Origin of the sequence: Paenibacillus sp. CH40 (genome assembly GCF_024213605.1) — a bacterium.
Lineage (GTDB): Bacteria > Bacillota > Bacilli > Paenibacillales > Paenibacillaceae > Paenibacillus > Paenibacillus polymyxa_B.
In genome coordinates this window covers 235,830-249,225 of record NZ_JANAVQ010000001.1, presented here as the reverse complement: position 1 = coordinate 249,225, position 13,396 = coordinate 235,830, and the positions used below count along the sequence as shown (strand labels likewise).

Annotated in this window: 16 protein-coding genes; 5 read left to right on the top strand and 11 right to left on the bottom strand. The window is 43.7% G+C overall.

Annotated elements, in window-relative coordinates; all coding sequences use genetic code 11:
- Nucleotides 1-250 precede the first annotated feature (250 nt).
- Nucleotides 251-808, top strand: a complete 558-nt coding sequence (locus tag NLX73_RS01030) for a YdhK family protein (protein WP_165178607.1) — start codon at nucleotides 251-253, stop codon at nucleotides 806-808.
- An 86-nt stretch (nucleotides 809-894) separates the two neighbouring features.
- Here the strand turns inward: NLX73_RS01030 and NLX73_RS01025 are convergent, their stop codons facing one another.
- Genes NLX73_RS01025 through NLX73_RS01010 form a run of 4 tightly spaced genes read right to left on the bottom strand, consistent with a single transcriptional unit; the run spans nucleotide 895 to nucleotide 3,080 of the window.
- A complete protein-coding gene (locus NLX73_RS01025) occupies nucleotides 895-1,170 on the bottom strand; it encodes a hypothetical protein (RefSeq protein ID WP_250260768.1) in 276 nt (91 codons plus the stop codon).
- Nucleotides 1,171-1,183: 13 nt separating this feature from the next.
- Nucleotides 1,184-1,669: a methylated-DNA--[protein]-cysteine S-methyltransferase gene (locus NLX73_RS01020; protein ID WP_254325139.1), complete on the bottom strand. Its 486-nt coding sequence runs from the start codon at nucleotides 1,667-1,669 to the stop codon at nucleotides 1,184-1,186.
- Between the two features lie 25 nt (nucleotides 1,670-1,694).
- Nucleotides 1,695-2,255, bottom strand: coding sequence for a bifunctional transcriptional activator/DNA repair enzyme AdaA (locus NLX73_RS01015; RefSeq protein ID WP_254325138.1), 561 nt, complete (start codon nucleotides 2,253-2,255; stop codon nucleotides 1,695-1,697).
- A gap of 42 nt (nucleotides 2,256-2,297) precedes the next feature.
- A complete protein-coding gene (locus NLX73_RS01010) occupies nucleotides 2,298-3,080 on the bottom strand; it encodes an isocitrate lyase/PEP mutase family protein (RefSeq protein ID WP_254325137.1) in 783 nt (260 codons plus the stop codon).
- A gap of 268 nt (nucleotides 3,081-3,348) precedes the next feature.
- On the opposite strand from NLX73_RS01010, the gene NLX73_RS01005 reads away from it, so the two are divergent.
- Complete coding sequence (locus tag NLX73_RS01005) at nucleotides 3,349-4,353, top strand: chitosanase (protein WP_254325136.1); 1,005 nt, start codon at nucleotides 3,349-3,351, stop codon at nucleotides 4,351-4,353.
- Nucleotides 4,354-4,582: 229 nt separating this feature from the next.
- On the opposite strand, the gene NLX73_RS01000 is transcribed toward NLX73_RS01005, so the two are convergent.
- Nucleotides 4,583-4,954 (bottom strand): hypothetical protein, encoded by a 372-nt coding sequence (locus NLX73_RS01000; protein WP_061828782.1) that lies wholly within the window; start codon nucleotides 4,952-4,954, stop codon nucleotides 4,583-4,585.
- Nucleotides 4,955-5,407: 453 nt separating this feature from the next.
- On the opposite strand from NLX73_RS01000, the gene NLX73_RS00995 reads away from it, so the two are divergent.
- Nucleotides 5,408-6,070 carry an acetyltransferase gene (locus NLX73_RS00995; RefSeq protein WP_254325135.1) on the top strand — a complete coding sequence of 221 codons (663 nt, stop codon included), beginning with the start codon at nucleotides 5,408-5,410 and terminating at the stop codon, nucleotides 6,068-6,070.
- Here the strand turns inward: NLX73_RS00995 and NLX73_RS00990 are convergent.
- The 4 genes from NLX73_RS00990 to NLX73_RS00975 form a co-directional block, all read right to left on the bottom strand.
- Nucleotides 6,060-7,232 (bottom strand): MFS transporter, encoded by a 1,173-nt coding sequence (locus NLX73_RS00990; protein ID WP_254325134.1) that lies wholly within the window; start codon nucleotides 7,230-7,232, stop codon nucleotides 6,060-6,062. The genes NLX73_RS00995 and NLX73_RS00990 overlap by 11 nt on opposite strands.
- A 72-nt stretch (nucleotides 7,233-7,304) precedes the next feature.
- A complete protein-coding gene (locus NLX73_RS00985; RefSeq protein WP_013311367.1) occupies nucleotides 7,305-7,583 on the bottom strand; it encodes an ArsR/SmtB family transcription factor in 279 nt (92 codons plus the stop codon).
- A gap of 222 nt (nucleotides 7,584-7,805) precedes the next feature.
- Nucleotides 7,806-8,543, bottom strand: a complete 738-nt coding sequence (locus NLX73_RS00980) for an SDR family oxidoreductase (protein WP_254325133.1) — start codon at nucleotides 8,541-8,543, stop codon at nucleotides 7,806-7,808.
- Nucleotides 8,544-8,582: 39 nt separating this feature from the next.
- Complete coding sequence (locus tag NLX73_RS00975) at nucleotides 8,583-8,861, bottom strand: Atu4866 domain-containing protein (RefSeq protein WP_254325132.1); 279 nt, start codon at nucleotides 8,859-8,861, stop codon at nucleotides 8,583-8,585.
- A 199-nt stretch (nucleotides 8,862-9,060) separates the two neighbouring features.
- On the opposite strand from NLX73_RS00975, the gene NLX73_RS00970 reads away from it, so the two are divergent.
- Nucleotides 9,061-9,990: an AraC family transcriptional regulator gene (locus NLX73_RS00970; protein WP_254325675.1), complete on the top strand. Its 930-nt coding sequence runs from the start codon at nucleotides 9,061-9,063 to the stop codon at nucleotides 9,988-9,990.
- A 160-nt stretch (nucleotides 9,991-10,150) separates the two neighbouring features.
- Here NLX73_RS00970 and NLX73_RS00965 read toward each other — a convergent pair whose 3' ends face one another.
- Together NLX73_RS00965 and NLX73_RS00960 are read right to left on the bottom strand one after the other, a co-directional pair.
- Nucleotides 10,151-10,801 (bottom strand): hypothetical protein, encoded by a 651-nt coding sequence (locus NLX73_RS00965; protein ID WP_254325131.1) that lies wholly within the window; start codon nucleotides 10,799-10,801, stop codon nucleotides 10,151-10,153.
- A gap of 65 nt (nucleotides 10,802-10,866) precedes the next feature.
- On the bottom strand, nucleotides 10,867-11,904 hold the full coding sequence (locus tag NLX73_RS00960; protein ID WP_023989739.1) for a LacI family DNA-binding transcriptional regulator: 1,038 nt from the start codon (nucleotides 11,902-11,904) through the stop codon (nucleotides 10,867-10,869).
- 340 nt (nucleotides 11,905-12,244) lie between these two features.
- On the opposite strand from NLX73_RS00960, the gene NLX73_RS00955 reads away from it, so the two are divergent.
- Nucleotides 12,245-13,297 carry a 2,3-butanediol dehydrogenase gene (locus tag NLX73_RS00955; protein WP_028542246.1) on the top strand — a complete coding sequence of 351 codons (1,053 nt, stop codon included), beginning with the start codon at nucleotides 12,245-12,247 and terminating at the stop codon, nucleotides 13,295-13,297.
- Nucleotides 13,298-13,396: the final 99 nt, after the last annotated feature.

The window sequence follows — 13,396 nt, the reverse complement described above, 5'->3', positions numbered from 1 at the left end:
GGTGAGTTAGAATGTTTACAATCGCTCAAAACACCAAGTAACTTGATGCGTTTTATAGATATTACAATGATTTTTTATTCACTGTCAACAACATTTAATTACGCATCTTCTGCATAGCAAAAAAGGGGCACAACAGGAGATCCCCTTGAAAGCAAAACACTTCACACGTTTGTCATATACTTCCGTTTTAAATATACCCCATAGGGGTACATTTAAAATATGTAATTAAAACCCTAAAGGAGCTGTAAATATGAGAATGCAATGGGCTTTGCTCGCTGGTACAATCATGATTATTTTGAGTGGGTGCGGAAACAGTAACACGCCGAACCAGGAGCACACGACAAACAGCAGTCAACAGCACGACACATCGGATATGAACCATTCCACTTCCAGTGAGCTTCCTACCGGACTAAAAGAAGCTGAAAATCCAGCCTTCAAAGTTGGTAGCCAAGCGACTATTCGAGCTGACCATATGGCAGGCATGAATGGGGCCACTGCCACGATTGTTGGTGCTTATACGACTACTGCTTATACGGTCTCATATACTCCAACCACTGGAGAAGAAAAAGTGAATAATCATAAGTGGGTTATTCATGAAGAGATTAAAGATGCAGGCAGCGAGCCCTATGCACCGGGAACGGAGGTTATCCTTACAGCAGATCATATGAAAGGGATGGATGGGGCTAAGGCTACCATTGACTCCGCAGAACCAACGACCGTATATATGGTAGATTATACGCCGACTACAGGAGGAGAGCCTGTCAAAAATCATAAATGGGTGACGGAGAGTGAGCTTTCAGCCCATTAGAACTCTTACAACACAGGCGCTTATGATAGCAAAGTGGAGCCTGACATCGGCTCCCTTTATACGGCTTTATTTGAGTTTGGACAAACCTACTTCGCTAAAATGAAGTTCATGCCATCTGATTCTTCACTTTTCAAATAATCCGACGGTGTTTCGTGGCCAAGTGCGGGGACTTTTCGATCCATCCAAGTCAGCAAATACTCCCCCATATCGGGCAGCAGCACCATCTGAATCTCCTTTGGAATTTTACTTTCGGCCACTTTTACTCTTATAGCCGGATCTACCTGATCATACCGCTCCTGATAGAGCTGAACCATGTTGGCCCAGCTCTCCAGCTTAAACTCTTTCAAATATATGTCTCTCATCTACGAACCCTCCTTAGGGCCTCAGACAACGCTTCTCATGCTGGAGCAACCATTCTTTTCTCCATAGCCCTCCTGCATAGCCCGTTAGTTTCTGATTGGAACCGATAATTCGGTGACATGGAATCACAATGCTCAGCTTATTTTTTCCATTAGCACTGCCTACGGCTCGGATCGCTTTTTCATTTCCAATAGCAAGAGCAATATCTTTATAAGCTGTCGTTTTACCGTACCCCACGGACACCAGTGCATTCCATACTTTTTGCTGAAAATCCGTACCTTCAAAGGCATAAGGAAACGTAAACTCAAAGCGCTCCCCTTTAAAATACTCGTCAAGCTGGGTAGCGCATTCCGCTAATACTTGGATTGGAACCTCTTCTATAGCCCTCCTTAAGGGCTCATTCCGATTAGAGAACATAATAGAATAGACAGCCTCATTTGTGCCCTGTATCTCTATCTCTCCAATCGGCGATACATACTTCAATACGTATAGTTCGCTCATAAAAGGATACAACCTCCTTCTTTATCTATTCCTTACTCAACTTTCTATACTCACTAGGAGAACAATGGTTCAAGCTGCGAAACGCCTTATAGAAATGGGAGGGACTTTGGAAGCCCGTCTCATAACAAATCTCAAGATTCGTAAGATTTGTACTTTTAAGAAGATAGGCTGCCTTATCTACTCTTATTTTTTCCAAATACGTACGCGGGGTTTCGGCCGTTTCCTGTTTAAAGATCCGATCCAAGTAAAAGGAGCTTATTCCGATATGATCCGCAATATCCTGCAATACAATTTTTTCCTTGTAATGATTGACCAAGAAGGTTACTACATTCTGCACAAGTCTGATATACGGCGAATGGTCTGTATGGGGCTGGCATCTTTTGCAAGCACGAAAACCCGCCTTTTCCACTTTGTCCAAATCAAAGTAAAACTCCACATTTATTTTTTTCGGCTTTTTGGATCGACAGGAAGGTCGGCAGTATATGCGAGTTGTTTTCACAGCAGTAAAAAACAACCCGTCATACTTACGATCACATGCTATAATTTTCTCCCACATTTCTTCAAAAGAAAGATTGATGTTAGCCATGATCGAATGCTCTGTCCTTTCTATAGTTCATATTCATCTAGTTCAGGATTTTGCAAAATCCTCATATAAATGTGATGTATCTTGAAGCTCTATCAACTGTTCGGCATTCTTTTGCAAAGCAACTATTATCTTATCAGAAAATGCATTTCCAAAGCTAAACCGTTTAACACCTAACTGCTGAAGCTGGTGGACATTCGTCAGACCCGGCAGGGATAAAACATTAAGCGGAGCATGTACATGAAACACAACTTCCCTGATCTCTTCATCACTCTTTAATCCTGGAACAAAAATTCCGCTCGCACCACTATCCACATACGCTTTGGCCCGCTCTATGGTCTCTGAAAGTGGGGCATCCATCTGCAAATATGTATCCGTTCTTGCGTTTATAAAAAACTTTTGAAACCCACGCGCATCCAATGCTGTTCTTATTTTGGACAACAGGTTACTGTGCAGGCCCACTTCTCGAAGTCCCTTTTGCGTTTTCAAAGAATCCTCAATATTAATCCCTGCAACTCCCACATCGGCTACCCTTAAAACATGCTCAACAATCGTTGCCGTATCCTCCCCATATCCTGCTTCAATATCTGCCGACACTGGAATTTGAACATGCTCAGCAATCGTCCGAATAACGCTTACATGCTGGTCAAAATCAATAAGCTCTCCATCTGAGAATCCAAGCGTATTGGCAATTCCCCAGCTCGTCGTACCTATCGCCTTAAAGCCTGCCTTCTCCAGAGCCACCGCAGATAGCATATCCCAGGCGTTCCCTAAAAATAAAAGTTCCTCTGATGTGTGAAGTGCATGAAACTGATGAATTTTGTTCATAAATATAGCCTCCTGATATGTGATGTATCTCATTTTATCAAGAGACTATCTTTGTTTCGTCCTCATTCTTGCACTTATGGTCTGTAGGAATCTAGGAACAACTAGGTCCATTTATTCACATATAAACCATAATTTTTTGAAAAAAAACGGTTATTTAAGCTCTATTCAATCCTATGCTTCTTATCTATACTCTTGCTAAATCAATTCGAGTTAGATGCAAATCTACGCTTGTAGTCTTTCACAATTACATTATTATAGGAGGAGTTATATGTATAAAACAAAGTTCCTTATGATCTTGCTAAGCTTTACTGTAATCGCTTCTTTCTCTAGCTTGTCCAGCCCTTCACCTAGCAAGGCTTTTGCTGAAGAGAATGGGACTCCGGTGCAGAAAACGATCGATTTAAATGAGGGCTTCGACCATTCAAATGAAGCTAGTATAGAGCCATTATCCCTTACCAGCGAAGAAGCTACTAGCCAAGCAACGGTTACAGCTATTGATCATGATGCTAATTTCTCACCTTCAACACTTCAGTTTCTGAAGGCTAATACAGGACTCGACGGTGAGCAATGGGATAATATTATGAAGCTAGTGAACAAACCAGAGCAAGATTCTTTGAAATGGACTGAATTCTATGGCTATGCTGAAGATATCGGTGATAATCGCGGATACACAATCGGTATCTTTGGAGCAACAACAGGCGGCTCAAATGATACAGGACCCGATGGTCCGGACTTATTCAAAGCTTTTGATGCTGCTAGTGGAGCTAGCAACCCTTCCATTGCAGGTGGATTAACACGTGCTGGTCTGAAGGGGAAAATGAGTGGTTCGATTCTAAAACTCAGCGATAGCGATAGTGTAATCAAGAAGAAGATCAACGCTCTCCAAAACAATGAAGCTTGGAGAGAAGCCATGTGGCGTACGTTCTATGACACCTATATCGAATATAGTGTACAGCAAGCACAGAAACGCGGATTTAATACTGCTCTGACGATTGGATCATTTGTCGACACAGCACTCAATCAAGGCGCTACTGGTGATTCAGGTAGTCTTGAAGGAATCCTCTCACGCTCAGGCAGTAGTACGAATGAGAAGAAGTTCATGACTAGCTTCTATGCTAAGCGTACATTGGTTGTCGATACCAATGATTATAACCAACCTCCCAATGGTAAGAATCGTGTGAAACAATGGAGCTCTCTCTTAGCTTCTGGCGAAACAGATCTTAAGAACGCAGATGCAGCTGTGATCAAAGCAACTAATTGGGAACTGAAGTAAATATAATATACGTCATTAGGAGGGCATATCGTATGTCCTCCTTTATCTATTTTTCATGAACATTGAGTTGGCGATGACTGCTAACAACATCCCATTCTCCCATACAGTTCCTCTCATCATTCGAGTATGTAGGTCGCGTGTACAAATAGAGAGACTGTCCCAGAAGCCCGAAAGTTGCAAGCTCCTGAAACAGTCTTGTAAAATGGTTTATGAAGTCGAAATAAGGCTGTTAGATGATTCGATAGCCAGATGGCAGTCTACCGCTACTGCGGATATTACGGATTTGCTGCAACGTCAAACGTTGATTGGTAGAGATAATAGATTCCACATCATTCCCGCGAATCAGATCATCCAGGTCGGCGATGTTGCGATTGCCTCTAAACACACGGAAGTTACCTCTAAACCGCGTGCCAGTAAAGAGTACAAGTGTAGCATTGCTGCTGGTAGAAAAGAAACGCAGACTTTCGATGCCGTCGAGAATGTTATCGGTATTACGAATGCCTAGGTTTCCTCTGAATACTCTCCTGGAACCCCGAAAATTTTCTTCGTTGTAGACTGTAAGACGTGGATACGTTTGAGATACATATGCTTTGTTGTCCATGTTGTAATTCCTCCTTTCAACTTTATCTTATGCTTCACCATCCGATTGGCGCGGGCCTCGCAGCATCCATCTAAAAATAGTTATGTGATTTAATAGAGCAGATGTAGACTTGAAAAAGGAACATATGTTCTGTATAATCTAGCTTAGCAATTTGGAAAATCCTGAACTAACGGAGATGCGGACATGGACGATAAATTTATTGAGGAACTACGTGAAATTAGCAGAAACGACAAGCGAAGATCCGAATTTCTTATTAAGGGTATGAAGGAAACACTTCAGGAAAGAAAAGAAAAAAACTTTATCGAAAGATGGATTTGGCGACAAAAAAATAAGAAGCTTATAGCGCGGAAGTTTAAATCCTAGTAGATATAACAACTGGATCTTCATAGCATTTTACTTTTCATAGCACTTTAAAAGTGCTTGTGTCATAGCTCATTTTTAGGAGGCAGAGTCATGATTGAGCTACTAGTCCCGAACGACGATATATTAAATCAAAATCAATTTTTGGCTGATGAAGTTCGATACAATTTGATCCATCGAATTTGTGAGTCAGAAGGGTCAACATGCCTCAAAACGTCTGATAAAAATATGATCTTTGCTCAATCACCCAGACATAAGGCTTGGCTATGGAGCTCACAACAAATCACAGATAATCATAAGTTGACCTATATAGAAGAACTCTTACGTTATTTAAAAGGAACCACCCTATCAGGTGTATGTGGTGATGCCAAAACAGTCGAGAAGTTCGCAAATGCTTACGCACAGCGTCATGCTGCTCAGGTACATACCCACATGGTCATGGAATCTTATTTCTGTCCTAAATATAAAAAGCCCTCGGGCGTTGAGGGAATGATCCGACAATCCATCACAGAGGATGTACAATTAGTTGCCCAGTTTCTAGCTGGTTTTTCAGAAGAGGCTTTAGGTAGTTCTATTGATCCGGTTAGTCAAATATCGGTTGCGGAGAAGACCATCAGGACAGGAAATTTGTACCTTTGGATAGTAAATAACATGCCCGTATCCATGGCTAATATTGCTCATTCAAATCAAACAAGGCCCGCAATGTTATCCATCGCTGGGCCTCCTCTTCACTTATCTATGCACTTTACTCCGTAACACCCAATCCCGTGTGAACTGAGGATCTTCGTGAAAGTAAATATACAGCTACAATGGCGATGACGACACCGGCTGCTCCAAACCAAGTGATGGAAGCCAGCGAAACCTGACCAACAACTACACCGCCAATTCCGGCTCCGGCTGCCATAGCAAGCTGCATCGTAGACTGATTGAGACTCAGCATCACACCGGAAGATTCAGGCACAAGTGTGACCAGATTATATTGTTGAGTAGGTCCAGTTGTCCAGGCTGCGAACGACCAAAGGATCAATAAAGCAAATACTGCGATCAGGGAATGAGCGGCAAAAGGAAGTAAGAGTAAGGAAATACCGTGCAACACCATGCCCCCTAATAATGTAAAGGGTATACCCTTTTTATCCGCACTGTACCCACCAATTTTTGATCCGATTAGACTGGCAATTCCGAAGGCGAGCAATACTGAGCTTAGCATATCCTCTCCTACACCTGATACATTCAGCAAATACGGTGAGATGTAAGTATACACGAGTGAATAACCTCCTAGCCAAAAGAAGGTAATACCTAATCCCAAAGCAACTTCAGGCTTTTTCAGAAGAGCAAACTGTTGTAGTAAGGGGACTGGTCGATCTCCTTTTAAGCGGGGAATTGTCATAGATATAACAATTAGGGCAATAATCCCTGTCAACGCGATGCCGAGAAATACGGTTTTCCAGCCATATGCAGAAGATATCATTCTCCCAAGCGGCACCCCGATAATCAGCGAAGCTGTAAAACCCATAGTGACTGTAGCAATAGAACTGGCCTGCTTGCCGGCTGGGGCAATTTTTGCTGCAATGCTCAATGCTGTAACCACGACCATCCCCGCCCCGAGGGCCATAAGAATACGTGCGGCAATAAACATTCCAAAACCCGGCAGAATAAAGGAGAGGACATTAGCTACTGCAAATAATCCGAGCGAACTCAAGAGCAGCTTGCGTCTGTCCCATTTAGCGGTTACTGCCATCAGAATCGGCGTGCCAATCGCGTAAGCAAGAGAAAAGACTGTAATCAGCTGGCCCGCTGCGGACACCGTAATCGCCATAGTTGTCGCAATTTGATCCAAAATGCCTGAGATAATGTACTCGGATGTGCCTACCAAAAAACTAACAATTGCCAAAATATACACTTTCCACGTGCTCTGCATTTTTAAATAACGCCTCTTTTCTTTTGATATTTTTATATTTTTACAAATATCGAAATTAAGACTAAAAAAAATTTATGTTATTAGGAACGGGGCATATTTCTGCGCTGCTTCCACATCCAAGCTGTAATAAATAAACGTCCCCTCTTTACGGTATGTGAGCAGCCCCGACTCTGCCATTTGCTTCAGATGGTGCGATAGTGTTGAAATAGCTACACTGTTCAGCTTCTCGCCCAGCACAGAGCAGCATTGGTCACTTTCCTCTTTTAGCAGAAGTGCTATTTTGAGACGAGTGGGTTCTCCAAGTGCTTTATATATTTTTACAGCTTGCTGCATCTCTGTTGTATCTTTCACCCTGTTCGGCTCCCTTCTGTTCCAGTCTTAATTTCGATGTTTGTCGAAATTAAGTTATCACAAACATTTGTAAAAGTAAACCTGTTTATTATAAAGGTACAGCTTTTTTACACTCTGAGATGGGAATGATGTTCTTTCTCATCCGATGAATAATCCCCCATCCATAAAGGATGGAGGGAAAACTGATCTGAGTAGAGAGGGAGAATCATGGATGCCATGGCGTTAATTCGGGCTTGCCGTGGGTCTGACAATAATTTCATTAACATCTACATCCGCTGGCTGCTCCATGGCATACAGAATGGAACGGGCTATGGCATCAGGCGAAATCGAAATACGACGGTACTCTTTCATTCCTTGCCGGGCCTCTTCATCTGAAATACTGTCAGCAAGCTCAGATTCGGTTACTCCTGGCGATACCAGCGTCACACGAATATCTCCCCCCACCTCCATACGCAACCCTTCAGAAATTGCCCGAACCGCATACTTCGTTGCGCAATACACCGCTGCAGTTGGGGTTACACTATACGCGCCAATAGAGGCGATATTGATAAACTGACCAAATCCTTGCTTTTTCATAATCGGAAGCCCTGCCGCAATCCCATGCAGAACGCCCCGTATATTTACATCAATCATGCGATCCCATTCCTCTACCTTCAGGGCTTCTAATTTTGAAAGAGGCATCACTCCTGCATTGTTCAAAATTACATCCACACGCCCAAATGTTTTTTCCGCGTACTTAATGAACGCTTCCATCTGGTCCCTCTTAGTCACATCCAGTTGCTGATAATCAGCCGATCCACCTTTCAAACGAATCTCGAATGTCAGAGCCTCTAGTCGCTCTGTGCGTCTGGCCCCTAATATTACATGAGCCCCATGGTGAGCAAGTAAACGGGCAGTAGCCTCCCCGATCCCACTACTTGCCCCCGTAATAGCTACGACTTTCCCTTTAATATCCAACATGCTTATTCCTCCTTTAGTTTAAAAACGGACTGAAACAGATTACTTTGTTACTTCCCTGTAAAAAACCATCCCTGCATGATACAAAACACCATTTTTGAATACACCATCTGCCGTAAATCCGGTGTCGTCCACATATTCGATATAGTCATCTTCTATGATATAGCTGCCTGTATAGGCACTTTGTCTCTGCCCCCGTGCTTCATCATAACGGCCATTAGGCAAGAGTTCTTGACAGATATCTCCGTCTTCAGTTACCCACATCCCTATATAGGGATGCTGCGAAGCGTGTACACTTTTTTCCGCTTTGTTACTCTCCATGACTCCCACTCCTTTGCCCTTCTATTTTTTTCTTAATTGCTCATTAGGTGTTGTATCTGCATCTTATTATGAGAGGAATATCCATCAGCCCGGTAGAAGAATCAGAGCAAATTATTGCCTAATCCTCCAAAGACCCTTAATATGTAATAAACTACTGAAAATGAAAACGGGCTACTTTGCAAAGAAGGGATGTGTCATGATGGGGGCAACCAAAATAGAGGGTTCTACCATGGAAAAACAAGCCGAGTTGGCAAGGCTTATAGAACGATTTTCACATCAGGACGGAGTTCTCACTACAGCCATACCTTCGCTTCACTTCGTCCGAAGTTCAAATACAACCGTTCCGATACATCAAGTCCATGAACCTGCCTTATGTATTGTGGCACAAGGCAGAAAAGTCGTGATGCTCGCAGAGGAAAGTTACCATTACGGCACATCCGACTACCTTGTTGTGTCGGTGGATTTGCCGATCTCGGGGCAGGTTATCCAAGCGTCAGCAGAAGCTCCTTATTTGTGCCTTCGGCTCAATTTTGATCCACATCAGGTTTTGGATCTGATCAAGGAATCTGCTCTTCCCACAAGCCCAATGCCTGATTCCAAACGAGGCTTGTATGTAAGCCAAACCAACTCTCTACTGCTGGATGCCGTGATAAGGCTAGTGCATCTTTTGGAAAACCCGCAGGATGTTCCGGTGCTGGCTCCATTAGTCATTCGTGAGATACTGTATAGGATTTTACAGGGTAATCAGGGGGAATCCTTAAAACAACTGGTCATGACCGGCAGCCATTCCAACCGGATTGCAGAAGTCATAAAGCGGATTAAGCAGGATTATGATAAGCCGTTGCGTATTGAGGAATTATCCAAACTAGCGAATATGAGTCCTTCGTCACTACATCGACATTTTAAAGAGGTTACGGCTATGAGCCCAATGCAATATCAAAAACAATTACGTCTACAAGAGTCCCGCCGCCTGTTGTTATCCGAATCAGCGGATGCGGCAGATGTCGGTTTTCAGGTAGGTTACGAGAGCCCCTCCCAATTCAGCCGTGAATACGCCCGCTTGTTCGGCCTGCCTCCAATTAGTGATATCAAACGCTTGCGCTCGGATCAGGATCACCCGACCATTTGAACCGTTGTTAGATGAACATCTAAAACTACTGGTCCTACTAACGCTTATCCCAATCATACATGGCAGAATGTAAAAAAACAGCACAAAACAGCCGCTCCACCGGTAGAGACGCGGCTGTTCAATATATTCCTCTATGCATGTGGTCATCACTATTTGAGCATCAATACGGATTATCCAGCTTGACGAACAAGGCTCGAATGACATCCTTCTCTGCCGTAGTAAGCTTTTGTCCTGCCTGCCATTGTTGAATCTCTTTCTTGACTTCCTTGGGTTCTCTATAGCTGAGAGCATACCCGATGCTTCCTATACCTTGTGTGCGGTTGGTTTTGTCCATATTTGCCAATGCTCGAGTCATCGCAGTTCTGTCTCTTGTAAACAAATCTCCCATAAGACCAGCATAGCTTTCGCTTAAAGCTCCATCCAATCCGTCAGAAGCCTGGATCACATTTGGAAAGCTTTCCGATGGAATAAAAGCGCGCTGCCTATACAGATATTCGATAATTTCCAGGCTTTGATGTTCATTGATTTTGTTCATCTTTCCCCATTGAATTCCTGCTAAATGGTCCGTCATATGACGGACTTTTGCTTCATCACTGAGGGATGAATCCTTATAAAAGGACAGCACTAGCTCCTCTTTACTTTGCTGGGTATGCTGCGTATTGACTGCAGTTTGCTTGGACTCTCCATTGTTTGCCCCGGACGGCGCCGCAGTTTCAGCATCCTGTCCCACTGGATGGGGAGTGCACCCTATGGTTACAGCCAGCAATAGTGCAGTACAAGCTACAGATACAAACCCATTACCTTTTAACATGAATCCACTCTCCTGTCTGAACAAACAATGGTCGTTATAATTGCCCAAAATCCAATCATACCCTACTACTCATCACGCCCTACCGTGGGCTTACGGATCACAGAGACGCTCGATTCCCTCACGATCAGACGAGGCTCGAATTGCACACGCTCATAATCCCCAGGTGTCTGTTCCTGAATCCGCTTGAGCAGCAGCTCCGCAGCCAACCGTGCCACCTCTTCCCCCATGATGGAAACTGAGCTGATCTGAGGGGTCGTTACCATAGCCCACAAATTGTTATCAATACCGACTACAGCAACCTCATCTGGCACCTTTACACCCAAATCCTTAAATCGATTGACGATCCCTATCGCCACCATATCATTAACCGCATAAATAGCATCCGGCATATGTTTCAGGCTGTAAAAATAATCGGCTGCACGCAGCCCTGTCTCAAAGGAGAAATCATCGCCAAAATAAACGAGTGAAGGGTCCACATGCTGGAGAGACTGCTCATAAGCGAAGTATCTCTCCTCGATTTTGTCCTTCGCAGCGCCTGCATAGGCGATTCTTGTTCTGCCGATTTTAAGTAAATGCTCCATCACGAGTCTTCCCTCTTGTCGGGCCAGACTGACGATATCCGCTTTGACATCTTCGCCCAGCTTCTTGCCATAGTTAATAATGGACACGGGAACGCTGGCTTTGTTAATCAGATCTACCAACATTTTGGGATACGCCAGCGGCATAATGATGAGCCCGTCGACATGCAGCTTCTTGACCTCACGAACTGTTTCAAGCTCCATTCTGGCATTCCCGGCGGTATTGATTTGCACGACCCGGTAACCATGCTGCTTGGCGGCTTGCTCTACGGACCAAGCGATCTCCGGAATAATCGCGTTACGAATGTCTGGCACGGCCAGTGCGATTTGTCGTGTCTGACGAACTTTCAAGCTCTGAGCCGAGGTGTTGGGCGTAAACCCCATCTCTTCAATCACTTGCAAAATCAAGGCTTTCGTTCTCGGGCTGATGCCCTCACTATCGTTAATAGCTCTGGAGACAGTCGCAATACCGACTCCTGCCCGCTTGGCTACATCCTCTATGGTTACTTTCTTTTGATCTGTCACGCCCAAAATCCTTTCAAGAACGGAATCGTTTTCTGACTTTCTAAAATAAAGTCTTAATGTTGATATTATACCACAGAATGAGTGTCTAAAAATTGAAGTCGTTTTCTTCTTGTCTTTGCTTCACCTAAAAAATTCGCAAAATCTCTTTATCTAAAAGTAACGAGCCAAATATAGCACTGTAGTCACAAGTGATTATATTCACAAAAAAATCAAGTGCTTTTTGCATTAAATTGGTTTGACAATGTGTAAAAATTGTGACATATTATCTTTCGGAAACGTTTCCTAATTCATTCACTTTTATAGAGGCAATGATTATATATTCTTCAAGGAGATGACAAACATGCAAGCATTGAGATGGCATGGAGTAAAAGACTTACGTTTGGAAAACATTGAGCAGCCCGCTGCTCTGGCAGGAAAAGTAAAAATCAAGGTAGAATGGTGCGGCATTTGCGGAAGTGATCTTCACGAATATGTAGCAGGACCGATCTTCATTCCCCAAGATGCTCAGCATCCATTGACTGGCGAAAAAGCGCCGATCGTAATGGGACATGAATTCTCTGGACAAGTTGTCGAAATCGGCGAAGGTGTAACCAAGATTCAAGTTGGCGACCGTGTAGTTGTAGAACCGGTGTTTGCATGTGGAGAATGTGATGCATGTAAACAAGGCAAATATAATCTTTGCGATAAAATGGGCTTCCTCGGTCTGGCAGGCGGCGGTGGTGGATTTTCTGAATATGTCGCAGCTGACGAGCACATGGTTCACAAAATTCCAGAAAGCGTATCTTTCGAGCAAGGCGCATTGGTAGAGCCTTCGGCCGTTGCTTTGTATGCTGTTCGTCAAAGCCAACTGAAAGTCGGCGACAAAGCTGTAGTATTTGGCGCTGGTCCTATCGGATTGCTGGTTATTGAAGCGTTGAAAGCTTCGGGCGCATCTGAGATTTATGCAGTAGAGCTTTCCGAGGAGCGTAAAGCTAAAGCTGAAGAGCTGGGTGCTATCGTGATTGATCCTAAAACTTATGATGTGGTGGAAGAACTGCACAAACGGACCAACGGCGGCGTAGATGTAGCCTATGAAGTCACTGGAGTACCTCCTGTGCTGACTCAAGCTATCGAATCCACTAAGATCAGCGGACAAATCATGATCGTCAGCATTTTTGAAAAAGAAGCTCCGATCAAGCCTAACAATATCGTTATGAAGGAACGCAATCTGACTGGTATTATCGGCTACCGTGATGTATTCCCAGCTGTTATCAGCCTGATGGAAAAAGGTTATTTCCCTGCCGACAAGCTGGTTACCAAACGTATTAAACTCGAAGAAGTGATTGAGCAAGGTTTTGAAGGTCTCCTGAAAGAGAAAAATCAGGTTAAAATCCTAGTATCTCCGCAAGCCTAATATCGAAAACAAACCAGATGTCTGCTCCTATGCAGACATCTTTTTATAAAAAAACGCTCTCCTTCCTGCGACATACTGTCGTCAAGATGAGTAGCGTTT

What these genes read in the sequence shown, in the direction of transcription:
- NLX73_RS01030 (WP_165178607.1), top strand. Translation starts at nt 251, where the DNA reads ATGAGAATGCAATGGGCTTTGCTCGCTGGTACAATCATGATTATTTTG.
- NLX73_RS01025 (WP_250260768.1), bottom strand. Translation starts at nt 1,170, where the DNA reads ATGAGAGACATATATTTGAAAGAGTTTAAGCTGGAGAGCTGGGCCAAC.
- NLX73_RS01020 (WP_254325139.1), bottom strand. Translation starts at nt 1,669, where the DNA reads ATGAGCGAACTATACGTATTGAAGTATGTATCGCCGATTGGAGAGATA.
- NLX73_RS01015 (WP_254325138.1), bottom strand. Translation starts at nt 2,255, where the DNA reads ATGGCTAACATCAATCTTTCTTTTGAAGAAATGTGGGAGAAAATTATA.
- NLX73_RS01010 (WP_254325137.1), bottom strand. Translation starts at nt 3,080, where the DNA reads ATGAACAAAATTCATCAGTTTCATGCACTTCACACATCAGAGGAACTT.
- NLX73_RS01005 (WP_254325136.1), top strand. Translation starts at nt 3,349, where the DNA reads ATGTATAAAACAAAGTTCCTTATGATCTTGCTAAGCTTTACTGTAATC.
- NLX73_RS01000 (WP_061828782.1), bottom strand. Translation starts at nt 4,954, where the DNA reads ATGGACAACAAAGCATATGTATCTCAAACGTATCCACGTCTTACAGTC.
- NLX73_RS00995 (WP_254325135.1), top strand. Translation starts at nt 5,408, where the DNA reads ATGATTGAGCTACTAGTCCCGAACGACGATATATTAAATCAAAATCAA.
- NLX73_RS00990 (WP_254325134.1), bottom strand. Translation starts at nt 7,232, where the DNA reads ATGCAGAGCACGTGGAAAGTGTATATTTTGGCAATTGTTAGTTTTTTG.
- NLX73_RS00980 (WP_254325133.1), bottom strand. Translation starts at nt 8,543, where the DNA reads ATGTTGGATATTAAAGGGAAAGTCGTAGCTATTACGGGGGCAAGTAGT.
- NLX73_RS00975 (WP_254325132.1), bottom strand. Translation starts at nt 8,861, where the DNA reads ATGGAGAGTAACAAAGCGGAAAAAAGTGTACACGCTTCGCAGCATCCC.
- NLX73_RS00970 (WP_254325675.1), top strand. Translation starts at nt 9,061, where the DNA reads ATGGGGGCAACCAAAATAGAGGGTTCTACCATGGAAAAACAAGCCGAG.
- NLX73_RS00965 (WP_254325131.1), bottom strand. Translation starts at nt 10,801, where the DNA reads ATGTTAAAAGGTAATGGGTTTGTATCTGTAGCTTGTACTGCACTATTG.
- NLX73_RS00955 (WP_028542246.1), top strand. Translation starts at nt 12,245, where the DNA reads ATGCAAGCATTGAGATGGCATGGAGTAAAAGACTTACGTTTGGAAAAC.